Below are 15,245 nucleotides of genomic sequence, written 5' to 3'. Positions count from 1 at the left end.
CGGTGCCGAACACCGTCAGCCCAGATCTCCACCCGCGACCGGCAGCACCGTGCCGGTGATGTAGGAGGCCTCGTCGGAGGCCAGGAAGCAGATCGCCGCAGCCTGCTCATCGAGTGTGCCATAGCGGTTGAGCAACGACGACGACAACGTCTGGTCGATGTGCGCTTGGAACCAGTCCTGTTCGGTCGCATTGGCCGGCGTCGGAGTGCCGCGCGATACCCGGCGCGGTGGTGCCTCGGTGCCACCCGGCGCGCTGGCGACCACCCGGATGCCCGACTCCGCATACTCCATCGCCAGCGAGGCGGTGATCGCGTTGATGCCGCCCTTTGCCGCGGAGTATGGAATGCGGTTGATACCGCGGGTGGCCGCCGACGACACGTTCACGATGACGCCGCCGCCGTGGGCCACCATCGACGGCAATACCGCCCGGCACGCGAACAGCGTCGTCATCAGTGAACGGTCGATCTCTGCGCGGATCTCGCCGTCGGTGAACTCGGTGAACGGCTTGAAATTGATGGCGCCCCCGACGTTGTTGATCAGCACGTCGACCCGGTCGAAGGCCGTGAGCGCCGAGGACATCACCGCTTCCGCGCCACCGAAATCCTCGAGGTCGGCGATCGCGGGTACGGCGGCGGCGCCGGACGCGGTCAGTTCGTCGGCCAACTCGGCCACCAGGTCCGACCGGTCTGCCAGCACCAGTTTGCCGCCCTCGGCGCTGATGCGGCGCGCGGTGGCCGCGCCGATGCCCTGCGCGGCGCCGGTCACCACGACGACCTTGCCGGCGAAACGACCGGGGGTGACGAAACGCGGCCGACGAGCGGCCATCTCGTCGGCCATCGCACGCCGCATGGTCTGCTTGGAGCGGTCGGCGTGCGCGGCGATCAGAGCCCGCGCGGCGTCGCGGTCGCCCGACTCGAAGGCGGCGACGATGTCGACGTGGTCGCGGGCACACAGCGGATGACACCAGGTGGCGTTGCGCAGCACCTCACTCATACGTCCTTTCACGCCCAGAGCCTGATATGCGTCGAGGAGATGAGTGTTGCCGGTCAGGCTGAACAGGTAGTCGTGGAAGTTGGCATTGGTCTCGGTGTACTCGGCGGCATCGACGAATCGATCGCCGTCTACGAACGGCAACGTGGTCTCTGCCAGAAGTCGGTACCCGGCGAGCTGTTGACTGGTCAGTCGTCCGAAAGTCAGTTCCAAAGCGCCGAGTTCGAGTGCGGCCCTAGCCTCGAAGAGCGCGTCGGACTCGTGGATCTCCGGATGCTCCTCGCCGATCTGGTAGCCCTCGGGCGTGATCGTCGTGGTGCCGGGAGTGCCGACCGCCGGCGTGTCGTCGGCCACCGCTGACGCCGAACTCGTTTCGGGTACCGAGAGCGGCTCGATGACGCTGGGGACGAACACCTCGTGGCCCGCGATGCCCCGCGCGTCGACGAAGATGAGTCGACCATCGTCGGGGTCGATATCCGCGTTGTTCCCGGTGGAACGCCACACCTGCTGGCCCGCGATGCGGAATCGGCTGTCGTCGTCGGTGGATTCGGCAACCGGCCCCCACCACGGCGAGAGCTCGACCGCCGGCAAGGTGATCTGTCCGGCGATCGCGCGTGCATCGCCCGTGGGGATCACGCTGTCCTCGACGGTGATCGCAGTCTGTGCCACGTCGGTTGCCGGAGTTTGGGCGACCGAAGTGGTGGATGCCGACGGAACCGCGAGCGCGAACTTTTCGTAATAGAAACCGGTCGGATCGATGCCGGCGTCGGCCACGTGGGTGCGGACCGACTCGACCATCGGTGGGGGTCCGCACAGGTAGATCGCAACGTCACCGTCGTAGAGGTGGTCCGGAGAGATAAGACTCATCACATAGCCCTTGTTGGGAGCGGTGCTGTCCGGGTCGGAAACGCAGTGGTCCCAGGTGAATCCGGGCAATTCGCGGGCGAAGTACTCGATCTCGTCGAATGCCACCAGATCGGTGTCGGTGGACACACCGTAGATGAGGTGTACCTTGCGACGACTGTCGTCGTCCTGCAACTTGCGCAACATCGACAGAATGGGTGCCAACCCGGTACCGCCGGCCAACAGCAGCACCGGTCGGGCGGCCTCGCGCAGAAAGAAGGAACCATGCGGTCCGGTGAAGGTGATCGACTCCCCGCGGGTGGCGCGTTCGGTCAGGTACGTCGACATTGCTCCGCCCGGCGTCAGCTTCACCAGGAAGACCAGGCGTTCTTCATGGGGTCCGTTGGCGAACGAGTAGGAGCGCGTGAGCAGTTCGCCCTGGCCGTCGTCGGTGCCGGGTACGGCGATGTTCACGTATTGGCCCGGGAGGAAGGCCAGATCGCCGCGGTTGGCGATTTCGATTACCAGCCGCACCGTCGACTCGGACAGGCGTTCGATCTCGACGACCGTACCGGTGAACGTCGAGGCCTGGGTCTTGGCGATGTCGGAGGTCGCCGGGATCTGCAGCACCAGATCGGATGTGGGCTTCATGCAGCAGGGGAGTGCATAGCCCTCGGCGGACTCCTCGGCTGACAATGCGTCCTCGATGTAGGTGCCGCCATCGTAATCGCCGGATTCGCAGAACGACTTGCACGTTCCGCAGGCGCCGTCCCGGCAGTCGAGTGGAATGTTGATGCGCTGACGATAGGAGGCGTCGGCGACGGTCTGGTCCTCACGACAGGTGATGAACCGGGTGACACCGTCCTCGAAGGCCAGCGCGACCTGGTGGGTGCGGTCGTCGGCGCCGGTGGGCGCGGACAGGTCTCGGTCGGTGGTGACAGTCATCTGCTCGAATTCCTAGAAGTGATAGACGTCCACCACATGGTGGATGTAGTCGTTCTTCAGCACGATCGTCTTGCGACGGATGAGTGGCTGCTCACCGGAGAAGTCGATGGTATAGAACGAGGTCCCGTAGTACGGGTCGACGGTGTTGTACCGGAAATACATGGTGTGCCAGTTGAACCGAACGTCGACAAGGTCGCCACGCCGTTCGATCACCTCGACATTGGTGATGTTGTGACTCGTCCGCGGCTCCGGCAGTGAGGTGGCCGACGACCGTTCGGTGCGAATGCGGAACACCCGGTCCTCGAGGCCGCCCTTGTTGCCGTAGTAGATCAGCGAGATCTCGCGCTGTGGATTCTCGGTCAGACGGTCGGCGTCGTCCCACGACGGCATCCAGTAGACGACGTCGTCGGCGTAGCAGTCGAGCCATTTCTCGAACTCGCGGTCGTCGAGGTACCGGGCCTCGCGGTAGAGGAACTGCTCGATCATGTTCTGGGTGATGAGCTTTTCTCCAGTGGTGGTGGAGGTTTCGGGCTGGGTGGACGTCATGGGGTGGGTCCTGTTCGGAGTTTGGCGGGTCAGGTCGCCGGGGTCTCGATACGCCCTCGGCTAGCGCCTCGGGCTACTCGACCGGCGGGATGGGGCGGGGTCTCGATACGCCCTCGGCTAGCGCCTCGGGCTACTCGACCGCCGAAGGACTGTTCTCTTCCTGGGCGGCCGCCTTGCGCATTGTCTCCAGCCAGTAGCCGTGCTGGACGGGATACAGGCCTTCGTCCTCGTTCCTGACTCCTGCGGAGATGACACCGGTCATGCCGAGGGTTTCCGCGACGGGATCGGGGCCACTGAGCCAGTGCTCGGCACCGCGGCTCATGTCGTTCCACGGCGCGGCCTGCGCGCGGAAGGTGAGCTGGCAGGAACGGAACTCCTCGAGATCGTCGGGCGTCGCCATACCCGAGGCGTTGAAGAAGTCCTCGTACTGCCGAATCCGGTGGGAGCGGGCGGCATCGCTCTCTCCCTTCGGGGCGATGCAGTAGATGGTGACCTCGGTCTTGTCCGGCGCAATCGGCCGGAAGTGACGGATCTGAGTGGAGAACTGATCCATCAGATATACGTTCGGGTACAGGCAGAGGTTGCGTGAGCCCTTCACCATGAATTCGCCCTTGGCGTCTCCGAACTCCTTCTTGAGCTCATCCATCTTGTCCCAGAGAGGCCGGTCTTGGGGTTGGCCGCCCACGTCCACAGGCACAGATGCCCGTTCGGGTACGACCAGTACCCGCCACCGGATTTGCCCCAGCCACCCGCGTCGAGTGCCTTGGTGTCGTTCTTCGACTCGCCGGTGGAGCGTCGCGAGGTGGTAGCCGCGTAGTTCCAGTGTGTCGCGGTGACGTGGTAGCCGTCGGCGCCGTTCTCCGCCTGCACCTTCCAGTTGCCGTCGTAGGTATAGGTGGAGGCACCGCGCAGCACCTCGAGGCCCTCGGGAGACTGGTCGACCAGCATGTCGATGATCAGCCGGGTGTCGCCGAGGTGATCGTCGAGCGACTGCACATCGTCGTTGAGGCTGCCGAACAGGAACCCGCGATAGTTGTCGAAGCGTGCGACCTTGGTGAGGTTGTGCGAGCCGTTGACATTGAACGTGTCCGGGTAGCCCGCATCGTCGGGGTCCTTCACCTTGAGCAACGTGCCGTCGTTGCGGAAGGTCCAGCCGTGGAAGGGGCAGGTGAGAGTCATCCGATTGTCTGTCTTGCGCCGACAGATCATCGCGCCCCGGTGCGCGCACGCATTGATCAGGCAGTGCAGCTCGCCGTTCTTGTCGCGCGTGATCATCACCGGTTGCCGGCCGATGTAGGTGGTGAAGTAGTCGCCCGGGTTGGGCACCTGACTCTCGTGCGCCAGGTAGATCCAGTTGCCTTCGAAGATGTGTTTCATCTCCAGTTCGAAGATGTCCTCGTCGGTGAAGATACGGCGGTTGGCCCGGTAGATGCCGGCTTCGCGGTCGTCGATGACGGCATCGGTGAGAACCGAGTGCACATGCTGCAGGTTGTCGGTGATCGACGCGGTCATGTCCTACCTCCAAGAGTGTGGGCTGTCCTCTGCACTCTCGCATCGCGTGGCCTCTGTCACACCGGGAACATTGCCAGTCCTGACCCAGCATCCTATTGATCGATGCCATTCATGAATAACGGGAAATCATGTTCTTGTCTGGTATGGATCGACGGCCTACCGTTGGGATCAGACGTGGTGCCGATCACAGCGGACCACTTTCAATGGTGAGAGAGACAGAGAGTCGCACGACATGGAGCTACGGCATCTTCGCTACTTTGCAGCGGTCGCCGACACCTGCCACTTCGGGCAGGCGGCAACCCAGCTGCACGTGGCTCAGCCGGCTCTGTCGTATGCCATTCGCCAACTCGAGTCCGAACTCGACGTCACCCTGTTCACACGCACCACCCGGCAGGTGTCGCTGACACCCGCTGGCGAGTATCTGCAGGGGGAGGCGGCACGAATCCTCGCGGGTGTCGACGATGCCGTCGAAGGTGTCCGGCGCATCGCCGCGGGACGCAGTGGCGTCATCCGGTTGGGTCTGACGGGCATCGCCGCGTTCTCCCACCTTCCTCGCATCGCGCGGGTGGTCAAGCGGGAGTTGCCGGATGTCGACCTGCACATCCAATCCGACATGCTGACGCCGGTGCAGTGCGACAGCCTGCGTGCTCTGTCCATCGACCTCGGCGTGCTACGGCCGCCGGTGGTGGGCGACGGTATCGCCATGCGTTTGATCGACGTGGAACCGATGGTGCTCGCGGTGTCGGTGGACCATCGCCTCGCGGTGGAACCGGTGGTCGCCGTGGAGGATCTGCGCAACGAGATGTTCGTGATGTACGACAGCCAGGACTCCGCGGTCAACGATGCGGCGGTCCGCACTTGCCACCGCGCGGGTTTCGTGCCACACCGCGCGCACCGGGCGCCGGGCACGGCGGTGCTGCTCGCGCTGGTGGCCGCCGGGATGGGCGTCGCGGTGGTGCCGGCGTCGGTGCGATCACTTCCGCTGGAAGGGTTGGTCATTCGCGACCTGGTGGACGCCGGCAGCGTCGAACTCGCCCTCGCCTGGCGTGGCGACCAGGACAACCCGGTGGTGCACAGCGTAGCCGAGGTCATCGCGGCGGCATTCGCCGCGGACTCGGTCGTGCCCCGTCGCTCCCCGAACGACACCTACGTTGGAGAACAGCTATGAAGATCACTGCAGTGGAGGCGATACCATTCGCCATCCCGTATTCGAAACCATTGCGGTTCGCTTCCGGCGAAGTGCATATCGCCGAACATGTGCTGGTGCGGGTGCACACCGACGACGGCATCGTGGGGGTCGCCGAAGCTCCACCGCGCCCATTCACCTACGGCGAGACTCAGGACGGGATCGTCGCGGTGATCGACAAGGTGTTCGCACCGCAGGTGATCGGTCTGACCCTGCTCGAGCGTGAGGTGGTGACCGGCCGGCTCGCCCGAACCGTGGGTAACCCCACAGCGAAATCTGCAGTGGACATGGCGATCTGGGATGCACTGGGAAAGTCGCTGGGACTACCGGTGGCCGAGTTGCTCGGCGGCTACACCGACCGCATGCGCGTCAGTCACATGCTGGGTTTCGACGACCCGGCCACCATGGTCGCCGAGGCCGAGAAGATGCGCGATACCTACGGCATCACCACCTTCAAAGTGAAGGTGGGGCGTCGGCCGGTACACCTCGACACCGCGGTGGTGCGCGCTCTACGCGACCGATTTGGTGCCGATGTCGATCTCTACGTGGATGGCAATCGCGGCTGGACGGCGTCGGAGTCGGCGCGGGCGATGAAGGAGATGGCCGACCTCGGTTTGCTGTTCGCCGAGGAACTGTGTCCGGCCGACGACGTGATCGGCCGGCGATGGCTGGTCGGGCAGCTCGATGTGCCGTTCATCGCCGACGAGTCGGTGCCGACTGCCGCCGATGTCACGCGGGAAATCCTCGCGGGAGCCGCCACCGCCATCAGCATCAAGACCGCTCGCACCGGCTTCACCGCGTCTCGCCGCGTCCATCATCTCGCTGAAGGACTCGGACTCGAGGTCGTGATCGGCAATCAGATCGACGGTCAGGTCGGCACGGCCTGCGCGCTGGCATTCGGGACGGCGTTCGAATCGACCTCGCGCAATGCCGGTGAGCTGTCGAACTTTCTGGACATGACCGATGACCTGCTGGCGCATCCGCTGCAGATCAGTGACGGCCACCTGCACCGGTGCGCCTCCGCCGGAATCGGGATCGAGATCGATCCGGACAAACTCGCCCACTATCGAACCGATCGGAGTTGACGATGTTGTTCCACGTACGGATGGATGTCCACATCCCCGGGAACCTCGATCCCGACGTGCGCGCAGAGATCGTGGCACGCGAGAAGAGGTACTCGCAGGATCTACAGCGCAGCGGTAAATGGCCGCACATCTGGCGGATCGTCGGCGAGTACTCCAATTACTCGATCTTCGACGTGACCGACAACGACGAACTGCACGAGATCCTCTCCGGGCTCCCGCTGTTCGCCTACATGGACATCGCGGTGACCCCGCTGGCCACCCACCCCTCGGATATCGCAGCGGGCTGAGACGGCCCTCATTCCGCATGCGTCAGCCCACCGGCCGATCAAGAAGGAGCACGACCCATGACCGACATCAGCTTTGACGCCGAGGTCACCGCCAAGGCCGCCGAATCCGGCGCCAACGCTTCGGCGCGATTCCGCGAACGGATGGCATCGGCGGGTACCCGCGAGGGTGTCGTCGACACCGCCCGCGTCGACTACCTGGCCTCCAAGGTCATCAAGGGCCTCAACGACATCATCCTCGAGGACAAGGTCAGCTACGCCGAGTACAACGCACTCAAGGCGTGGCTGATCAAGGTCGGCGAGGACGGCGAATGGCCGCTGTTCCTCGACGTCTGGCTCGAGCACTCCGTCGAGGAGGTCGCCAGCGAGCACCGAGAGGGCAGCAAGGGCACCATCGAGGGGCCCTACTATCTGGACGGCTCACCGGAATTGGAGTGGAACGGCACCATCCCGATGCGCGACGACGAACCGGGCACGCCACTCGTGTTCGCGGGCCAGGTGCGGGCCGTCGACGGCACTCCGCTCACCGGCGCCAAAGTCGAACTGTGGCATGCCGACGACCTCGGCTTCTACTCCCAGTTCGCCCCGGGCTTGCCGGAGTGGAATCTGCGCGGTACCTGGACTGTCAACGAGGACGGCCGATTCGAGATCCACTCGCTGCGTCCGGCGCCCTACCAGATCCCGACCGATGGTGCGTGCGGCCAGCTCATCGCGGCCGCCGGGTGGCACGCCTGGCGCCCGGCCCACCTACACTTCAAGGTGAGCGCACCCGGCCATGAGCTGATCACCACCCAGCTGTACTTCCCCGGTGATCCGCACAATGACGACGACATCGCGTCGGCGGTCAAGCCCGAACTCATGCTGGATCCGAGGGAGAACCCCAACGGCGAAGGCGTCGTGGTGGACTACGACTTCGTCCTCGACCCCGAGCGCTGAACGGATGCTCGTCGCACCCACCGCGGTGGTCGGTGCCACGTCCTGCGCTGACCTCGCCGGCGTGCGACACCAGGCTCAGTCGTGGCGGTCCGCGGAATTGGCGATCGCCGATCGGGATCTGACCGACGCGGCGCTGGCCGACCTGGCCGAGACCGCGCAGGCACACGGGGCGGAGTCCTTCGCCCGCGCGGTCAATGCGATCCAGTCGGCCCGCGCCGGTAGGTTCCCGGTGATCCCGCACATCGACGCCGCCACCGAGATCTTCCGCAGTTTCCTGCGTGCGGACATGATCGACGGCTGGCTTTATGTGCGGGAATCCGACGGACATCTGCATCCGTATCTGGTCACCGACATCACCCTGGAGCACGCCGACCGCACCCACGGGCCGCGCATCAAGGTGACGATGGAGGCCGACAACGCGACGGTCAAGCGCCCGTCGCGTGCACCCCGGCTGCTGGTGTTCGAGGAGACCGAGGTGGTCGGCAAGGTACCTGCCGATGTCCTGGCCGCCGGCGGGGCCTACAAGGAGACGCCGGAGCTCAAGGCGGCGTATGAGATTCGGCGCGACCGATACCACGAGGTGATCGACACCGGGTTCGGCACCCAGTTCCGGTTCACCGGCCGGGTGATCCGCACCGACGACTACCGTGCACCGAACAAACGCGACAACCGCAAGGTGATCCAGGACGTCGCGCCGGGCGAGATCGCCGCCCTGCGGATGGTCGCGCCGTCGATCCTGTTCGGTGACGACGAGTCCGGCACCGACTACGGTCCGGTACCGGTCATCACAGCAGTGCGCGTCTTCGATCTCGGGGCGCAGGATTTCCTGGACGTCAACACCGCCGACCTGGATACCTATGTCTACGATGTGCATCTGCAGGACAAGCTGGTGTTGCCCGACGAGCAGCGGGAACTGTTGAACATCTTGACCACAGACATCTCGGTGTTCACCGGAGACATCATCGATGGCAAGTCGGCCGGTAACGTGATCCTGGCCAAGGGGCGACCGGGCGTGGGGAAGACGCTCACCGCCGAGGTGTACGCAGAGGTGACGGAGCGCCCGCTGTACTCGATCCATTCCGGCTCACTCGGCACCACCGCCGAACTCGTGCGCAAGAATCTCGAGGTGATCTTCGACCGGACCAAGCGCTGGGATGCGGTGCTGCTGCTCGACGAGGCGGACGTGTTCGTGATGGAGCGCGGCCTGGATCTGGCGCAGAACGCCATAGTCGCCGAATTCCTGCGCACTCTGGAGTATTTCGACGGTTTGCTGTTCCTGACGACCAATCGCGTCGACGGTGTCGACGAGGCGATCCTGGCGCGCTGTGCCGCTGTCATCGAGTATCAGCCGCCGGGGCCCAAACACGCCCGGGAGATCTGGCAGATCCTCGCGGCCGGCAACGATGTGGTGCTCGGCGAGGATCTACTCGACGACCTCGTCGGCGGCTTCCCCGACATCACGCCGCGCGACATCAAGATGCTGTTGCGGCTGGCACTGCGGATGGCGCGGCACCGCGAGGTCGAACTCGATGCGTCGGTGTTCGCGAGCAGTGCGGTGTTCCGCGGGCTGCACTACGTCTCGGCGCGCGAGCGCGGTTGACTCTACTCTCGAGGGCGTGGAGTACTCTTTCGAGATCGTCTCGCTGTTGGTCTCACCGGCCCACGCGTACTTCGGCAGACCGAAGGACGGTCCGGCCGTGCTGGTGCAGACGTCAACGCCAGAACAAGTGGAGATCGTCGCAGACAAGGGAATTCGCGGCGATCGCTTCTTCGGCGTCCGTGCGCACACCGAGGCCGCGGTCACCTTTCTCGCACTCGAGGCGTGGCAGGCCGCCGCCGGAGACGTCGACCCCTCAGTGGCGCGACGCAATGTGGTGGTACGCGGCCTCGAACTCGACCCGTTGCGAGCACACGAGTTCACCATCAACTCCGGGAGCGGCCCGATTCGCTTCCGTGGCGGCCGCCCGGCACACCCGTGTTCCTGGATGGACACCGTTGCCGGAGAAGGGGTGCGCAAGGCGCTGATCGGTCGCGGCGGCCTGCGGACGCAACCGCTGACCTCAGGTGTTCTGCACGTGGGTCCGGCCGTCCTCACCGCCGATGTCGATCTCGACGCTGCTCGGGCCGCCGATCAGGTGAAACGGGCTCAGCCGCTGCGGTGATGGCCGTGGTTCTCTGTGTGCAATCAGCCGGCCAGCGCGCGTAAGAAGAATCCGAGATTGGCCGGCTTCTCGGCGAGTCGGCGAACGAAGTATCCGTACCACTCGCTGCCGTACGGGATGTAGACGCGTATACGACGACCCGTGGCCGCCAGCCGCTTCTGTTCATCGGAGCGAATTCCGTAGAGCATCTGGTGTTCCCACGAGTCCGGGGTACGTTCGAGTTCATCGGCCATCGTCTGCGCCGCGTCGATGATGACCGGATCATGGCTGGCGACCATCGGATACCCGTCGCCCTTCATGAGGATTCGCAGGCAGCGTAGGTAGGACTCGTCGGTGAGTTCGCGAGTCGGATAGGCGACCGACGCAGGTTCGGCGTAGGCGCCCTTGCACAGCCGGATCCGCGCACCCGATCTGGCGAACTCGACACAGTCGTCCTCGGTGCGGCGCAGGTATGCCTGTAGGACGGTGCCGACTTCTGGGAAATCACTGCGCAGGCTGCGGACGATGCCGAGACGTGTCTCCACGCCCGTGTGATCCTCGGCGTCGATGGTGACCAGCACACCCGCGTCGTGTGCCGCGGCGGCGATCCTACGGGCGTTCTCCTCGGCGATCTTGGCGCCGTGGTCGGACAGGGATTGGCCCAGCGCGGTGAGTTTCACCGACACCTCCAGGGCAGTGGTTGCGGTCCCGGCCAGGGAAAGCCGCCCCATCGCTGTGATGAGGTCGAGGTAGGCCTCGACAGTGGCCGTGGCCTGCGCGTCGTCGGTGGTGTCCTCACCCAGGAAGTCGACGCTGACCGCGAGTCCCGCATCGAGCGACCCGTGAATTGCGGCGAGGACGTCGGCCTGCGTCTCCCCGGGAACAAACCGCTCGACCACCTGCCGGGTCATCGCCGTCCGCTGTGCGGTCTCCCGGATCCGGTTGCTGCCGGCGGCCGCGAGGATCATCGGTCGCAGGGTGGCGTCGAACAGACTCATGACAGATCGCTGCGCATGTGCGGATACGACGATGCGGTCGGTGGCACGAAGGTCTCCTTGATGGTGCGGGTGGAGGTCCACCGCATCAGGTTCGCCTTGGAGCCGGCCTTGTCGTTGGTTCCCGATCCGCGGGCGCCTCCAAAGGGTTGCTGGCCGACGACGGCCCCGGTCGGTTTGTCATTGATGTAGAAATTGCCCGCCGCCTGCCGCAAGACGCCGGACGCGTTCGCGATGGCGTCGAGGTCGGTGGCGATCACTGCGCCGGTCAGCGCATACTTGGCGGTCGTATCCACCAGGCGCAAGGTGTCGTCGAACGTGTCGTCGTCGAAGACATGGACCGCCAGGATGGGACCGAAGTATTCCGTGGCGAATGCGTCATCGGTCGGATCATCTGCCAGCAGAACGGTGGGTCGGACGAAATAGCCTTCGCTGTCGTCGCATTCGCCACCGGTGGCCACGGTGAGATGGGGTACCGTCTTGGCGCGATCTATGGCGGCAACGCTCTTGGCGAACGCACGACGGTCGATGACCGCGCCACCGAAGTTCGACAGGTCACGCACATCTCCATAGGTCAGTTCTGTTGCTTCGGTGAGGAAGTCATCACCCATGCGGTCCCACACCGAGCGGGCCACGTAGGCGCGTGAGGCGGCCGAACACTTCTGCCCCTGATATTCGAAGGCGCCACGGATCAGGGCGGTGCGTGCGACGTCCGGGTCGGCCGAGCTGTGGGCGACGATGAAGTCCTTGCCGCCGGTTTCCCCGACGATGCGAGGATAGTTGCGGTAGCGGTCGATGTGGCCGCCCACCTCGCGCCACAGGTGCTGGAATGTCGCCGTGGAACCGGTGAAGTGGATGCCCGCCAGATTCTGGTTGGGTAGAACCACCTCGGAGAGTTCCTTCCCGTCGCCGTGCACGAGGTTGATGACCCCGTCGGGCAGTCCGGCGGCACGTAACAGTGCCATCGTCTCGGCAGCGGCATATGCCTGGGTGGGTGAGGGTTTCCAGATCACGGTGTTGCCCATCAACATCGGAGCCGTCGGCAGGTTGCCGGCGATGGCGGTGAAGTTGAACGGGGTGATGGCATACACGAAACCGTCGAGCGGCCGGTGGTCGAGGCGGTTCCACACCCCCGGTGATGAGATCGGTTGCTCGGCAAGGATCTCACGGGCAAAGGCGACGTTGAATCGCCAGAAGTCGATCAGCTCACAGGGTGCGTCGATCTCGGCCTGCTGCACCGATTTCGACTGTCCGAGCATCGTTGCCGCGGCGATGCGCTCACGCCACGGACCGCTCAACAGATCGGCCGCGCGCAGCAGTACGGTGGCGCGCTCGTCGAATGTGGTGGACGCCCACTGCGGCGCCGCCACGAGCGCGGCATCGACCGCCGCGCGGGCGTCGTCGTGGGTCGCGTTGGTGATGGTGCCGAGGACCTCGTGGTGGGCATGCGGCTGGACTACATCGACGAGTGGGCCGGTGCCGGAGCACTCACGCCCGCCGATGATGTGCGGCAGGTGCTGCGGGTCGGCGGCGGAGCAGCGGTCGAGTTCGGCGACGATCAGGCTGCGTTCGGCGCTACCCGGCGCATAGGTGTGTACCGGTTCGTTGGTCGGTCGAGGGGGACTGGTGACGGCATCCATGTGCTTACTTCACCGCGTGTGCGGCGACGAGGACATGGCTCATCGGCCAACGCGATATCGGACTCTTTGTCGGATCGAACAACGAACCGCAGGCATACTGGAATCATGTCCGTGTCCGCAGGTGTATCCATCGGACGGCTGCTACTGGCCTTGGACCGTACGGTCGCGCAGTTGATCACCGCACCCGCGGGTCTCGACGCGATCGTCTCCTCCGCAGCGCTGCTGGATGTCGACGACGTCCGTCTCGGTCTGGGACGCGCGGCGCGTGGAGCGGACATGTTCCTGTTCGTCGGGGTCCCCGACGACACGCTGCACAGTTGGCTGTGCGGCCTCGACTCCCGCGCGCCGGTCGCGGTGTTCTGTAAATCGCCATCGGCGCAGGTCGTGGTACGTGCAGAGGCCACCGGAACCGCGGTAGTCGCCGTCGACCCGCATGCCCGATGGGAGCGGATCTATCACCTCATCATGCGCGTGCTGGAGGCCGAGGCGGGCGGTGAGTCGCAGGGCGAATCGATGCGGACGGGCGCCACCGGCGACCTCTTCGACCTTGCGGCCGAACTAGCTCGACGCACCCGTGCTCTGGTGAGTATCGAGGACGAACGGTCGCATGTACTGGCCTACAGCCGCGCCGGCGACGAAGCGGACGAATTGCGCAGGCTTTCGATCCTGGGCCGCGAGGGTCCGCCGGAGATGATGGCCTGGCTGCGGACCTGGGGGGTGATGGACACGCTGCGCACGTCGTCGGAGGTGATTCGGGTGGACGAACACGCCGACCTCGGCATCCGCGCGCGGCGTGCGGTGGCGATCCGGGCGGCGGGCTCGGCGGTGGGGGAGTTCCTCGGGGCCATCTGGCTGCAACGAGGCGCCGTCGACTTCGCCGAGGATACCGACGACGTGTTGACCGGCGCGGCCGCCGTCGCGGCGCGGGTGATCTCGCGTGGCCGGGCCCGCGGGAACGACCACGCCGTGACCGTCCGCCGGCTACTCGGGGTACGCGGTGAGATCGTGGACCCCGAGTACCTTGCGGCGCAACTCGGAATGGTGCCTGACGCGACCGTAGTGGTGGCCGGTCTCGCGTCGTCGCCGGCCGGATCGATCGGCCCAGGCGAGCTTTCGGCGGTCACCCTGCACGCCAGCGCATTCAGCCCGTTGTCGGTGACCGGGACGCTGGGCTCCCGGATATATGTGGTCGCGCCCCGGGTGGCCGCCCAGGCGACGGTGGCGTGGGCGCGAGCGGCGATCGACGCAGCCGAGCGACAGTTCGGCGCCCGCCTGCGGGTGGTCGTCGCCGGCCCGGACGTCGGACTCGAATCGGTGCCGAGGCTGCGCGGCCAGGTCGATCGGGTCCTCGATGCGGCCGAACGTGAGGGCGAATTGATCGGCGACGTCGCCACCGTCGAGGAATCGCAGACGGGTGTGTTGCTCGGTGAGATCGTGGCGCATCTGGCAGCCAACCCCGAACTCGTGGACAGTCGGGTTGTCGAGCTGGCCGACACCGACGAACGCACGCGAAGCCAGTTCACCATCACTCTGCGCACCTACCTCGACCACTTCGGCGACGTCCGTACGGCGGCTGCGGCGCTTCATGTACACCCGAACACGTTGCGTTACCGCATTCGTCGGTTACAGGCGCTCACCGGAATGGATCTGGACGATCCCGCGACGCGGCTCGTGGTGGCGCTGTCGTTGAGGGCTATACGTGGATGAGGGGATCGAGATGACCGGCGACGCCCGCGACGCCATCAGGCGCGTGCTGGACAGTGAACGAACCGAGACGACGCGACTCATCGAACAGCTCTCGGCGCGTCTGGCGGCGGTGATCGAGGCGACCGCGGACTCCAGCTCCGACGACGAGCACGACCCGGAGGGGTCGACACTCGCGGTGGAGCGTGGCCAACTGGTCGCGCAGCTGGAGCGGTCGCGGGTGCGACTCGACGAACTCGACGCCGCGCTGAGCCGCGCGGACGCTGGTACCTATGGGCGGTGCGAGCGCTGCGGTGAGCCGATCTCCGATGCCCGGCTCGAGGCCCTTCCGGCCGCGCGGTTGTGCATCGGTTGCGCGTCGCGAGGTTCGACGCGTCGGTGGTGATCTGCCGCTCCGGCAACGCAGAACCACGCTGCGCTCATCGAAGCGCACCCCAC

At 65.5% G+C, this 15,245-nt stretch carries 13 protein-coding genes and 1 pseudogene; 8 read left to right on the top strand and 6 right to left on the bottom strand.

From position 1 onward, the window contains the following. Positions 1 to 15: 15 nt before the first annotated feature. The 4 genes and pseudogenes from benC to VX037_RS02885 all read right to left on the bottom strand — a co-directional run. Positions 16 to 2,778 carry a benzoate 1,2-dioxygenase electron transfer component BenC gene (benC, locus tag VX037_RS02900; protein ID WP_328713130.1) on the bottom strand — a complete coding sequence of 921 codons (2,763 nt, stop codon included), beginning with the start codon at positions 2,776 to 2,778 and terminating at the stop codon, positions 16 to 18. A gap of 12 nt (positions 2,779 to 2,790) precedes the next feature. After that, the gene (benB, locus tag VX037_RS02895) at positions 2,791 to 3,324 is read right to left on the bottom strand and encodes a benzoate 1,2-dioxygenase small subunit (RefSeq protein ID WP_272492746.1); all 534 of its coding nucleotides are present in this window, start codon (positions 3,322 to 3,324) and stop codon (positions 2,791 to 2,793) included. A gap of 130 nt (positions 3,325 to 3,454) precedes the next feature. Then, positions 3,455 to 4,147 (bottom strand): SRPBCC family protein, encoded by a 693-nt coding sequence (locus tag VX037_RS02890; protein ID WP_328713242.1) that lies wholly within the window; start codon positions 4,145 to 4,147, stop codon positions 3,455 to 3,457. A gap of 47 nt (positions 4,148 to 4,194) precedes the next feature. Then, positions 4,195 to 4,701: pseudogene (locus VX037_RS02885) on the bottom strand (Rieske 2Fe-2S domain-containing protein); the annotation flags it as partial. A 367-nt stretch (positions 4,702 to 5,068) separates the two neighbouring features. Here VX037_RS02885 and VX037_RS02880 point away from each other — a divergent pair. The 6 genes from VX037_RS02880 to VX037_RS02855 are packed head-to-tail and all read left to right on the top strand — an operon-like array spanning position 5,069 to position 10,489. Beyond that, positions 5,069 to 6,004, top strand: coding sequence for a LysR family transcriptional regulator (locus tag VX037_RS02880; protein ID WP_328713128.1), 936 nt, complete (start codon positions 5,069 to 5,071; stop codon positions 6,002 to 6,004). Beyond that, positions 6,001 to 7,107: a mandelate racemase/muconate lactonizing enzyme family protein gene (locus VX037_RS02875; protein WP_235725485.1), complete on the top strand. Its 1,107-nt coding sequence runs from the start codon at positions 6,001 to 6,003 to the stop codon at positions 7,105 to 7,107. The genes VX037_RS02880 and VX037_RS02875 overlap by 4 nt, the downstream gene beginning before the upstream one ends. Positions 7,108 to 7,109: 2 nt before the next feature. After that, entirely contained in the window at positions 7,110 to 7,394 is a 285-nt protein-coding gene (catC, locus tag VX037_RS02870; RefSeq protein WP_328713126.1) for a muconolactone Delta-isomerase, read from the top strand. Between the two features lie 57 nt (positions 7,395 to 7,451). Beyond that, entirely contained in the window at positions 7,452 to 8,327 is an 876-nt protein-coding gene (catA, locus tag VX037_RS02865) for a catechol 1,2-dioxygenase (RefSeq protein WP_328713125.1), read from the top strand. A gap of 4 nt (positions 8,328 to 8,331) precedes the next feature. Then, positions 8,332 to 9,927: an ATP-binding protein gene (locus VX037_RS02860; RefSeq protein WP_328713123.1), complete on the top strand. Its 1,596-nt coding sequence runs from the start codon at positions 8,332 to 8,334 to the stop codon at positions 9,925 to 9,927. 16 nt (positions 9,928 to 9,943) lie between these two features. Continuing rightward, positions 9,944 to 10,489, top strand: a complete 546-nt coding sequence (locus VX037_RS02855; RefSeq protein ID WP_235725490.1) for a molybdenum cofactor biosysynthesis protein — start codon at positions 9,944 to 9,946, stop codon at positions 10,487 to 10,489. Between the two features lie 23 nt (positions 10,490 to 10,512). Here the strand turns inward: VX037_RS02855 and VX037_RS02850 are convergent, their stop codons facing one another. Then, a complete protein-coding gene (locus VX037_RS02850; RefSeq protein ID WP_266059864.1) occupies positions 10,513 to 11,466 on the bottom strand; it encodes a proline dehydrogenase family protein in 954 nt (317 codons plus the stop codon). Further along, on the bottom strand, positions 11,463 to 13,103 hold the full coding sequence (gene pruA / locus VX037_RS02845; RefSeq protein ID WP_235725493.1) for an L-glutamate gamma-semialdehyde dehydrogenase: 1,641 nt from the start codon (positions 13,101 to 13,103) through the stop codon (positions 11,463 to 11,465). The genes VX037_RS02850 and pruA overlap by 4 nt, the downstream gene beginning before the upstream one ends. A gap of 105 nt (positions 13,104 to 13,208) precedes the next feature. Between pruA and VX037_RS02840 the strand changes: the two genes are divergently transcribed. Next, positions 13,209 to 14,810, top strand: coding sequence for a PucR family transcriptional regulator (locus VX037_RS02840; protein ID WP_235725495.1), 1,602 nt, complete (start codon positions 13,209 to 13,211; stop codon positions 14,808 to 14,810). 10 nt (positions 14,811 to 14,820) lie between these two features. After that, complete coding sequence (locus VX037_RS02835) at positions 14,821 to 15,192, top strand: TraR/DksA family transcriptional regulator (protein WP_268900523.1); 372 nt, start codon at positions 14,821 to 14,823, stop codon at positions 15,190 to 15,192. Positions 15,193 to 15,245: the final 53 nt, after the last annotated feature.

Origin of the sequence: Gordonia sp. Z-3, from assembly GCF_036233855.1 — a bacterium.
Classification (GTDB): Bacteria; Actinomycetota; Actinomycetes; order Mycobacteriales; family Mycobacteriaceae; genus Gordonia; species Gordonia tangerina.
The sequence above is the reverse complement of the archived record's forward strand: the minus strand, read 5'-3'. Positions and strand labels throughout refer to the sequence as shown.

Coding starts and splice junctions, on each gene's coding strand:
- VX037_RS02875 (WP_235725485.1), top strand. CDS start 6,001: ATGAAGATCACTGCAGTGGAGGCGATACCATTCGCCATCCCGTATTCG.
- VX037_RS02880 (WP_328713128.1), top strand. CDS start 5,069: ATGGAGCTACGGCATCTTCGCTACTTTGCAGCGGTCGCCGACACCTGC.
- catC (WP_328713126.1), top strand. CDS start 7,110: ATGTTGTTCCACGTACGGATGGATGTCCACATCCCCGGGAACCTCGAT.
- VX037_RS02835 (WP_268900523.1), top strand. CDS start 14,821: ATGACCGGCGACGCCCGCGACGCCATCAGGCGCGTGCTGGACAGTGAA.
- VX037_RS02840 (WP_235725495.1), top strand. CDS start 13,209: ATGTCCGTGTCCGCAGGTGTATCCATCGGACGGCTGCTACTGGCCTTG.
- catA (WP_328713125.1), top strand. CDS start 7,452: ATGACCGACATCAGCTTTGACGCCGAGGTCACCGCCAAGGCCGCCGAA.
- pruA (WP_235725493.1), bottom strand. CDS start 13,103: ATGGATGCCGTCACCAGTCCCCCTCGACCGACCAACGAACCGGTACAC.
- VX037_RS02860 (WP_328713123.1), top strand. CDS start 8,332: ATGCTCGTCGCACCCACCGCGGTGGTCGGTGCCACGTCCTGCGCTGAC.
- benC (WP_328713130.1), bottom strand. CDS start 2,778: ATGACTGTCACCACCGACCGAGACCTGTCCGCGCCCACCGGCGCCGAC.
- benB (WP_272492746.1), bottom strand. CDS start 3,324: ATGACGTCCACCCAGCCCGAAACCTCCACCACCACTGGAGAAAAGCTC.
- VX037_RS02850 (WP_266059864.1), bottom strand. CDS start 11,466: ATGAGTCTGTTCGACGCCACCCTGCGACCGATGATCCTCGCGGCCGCC.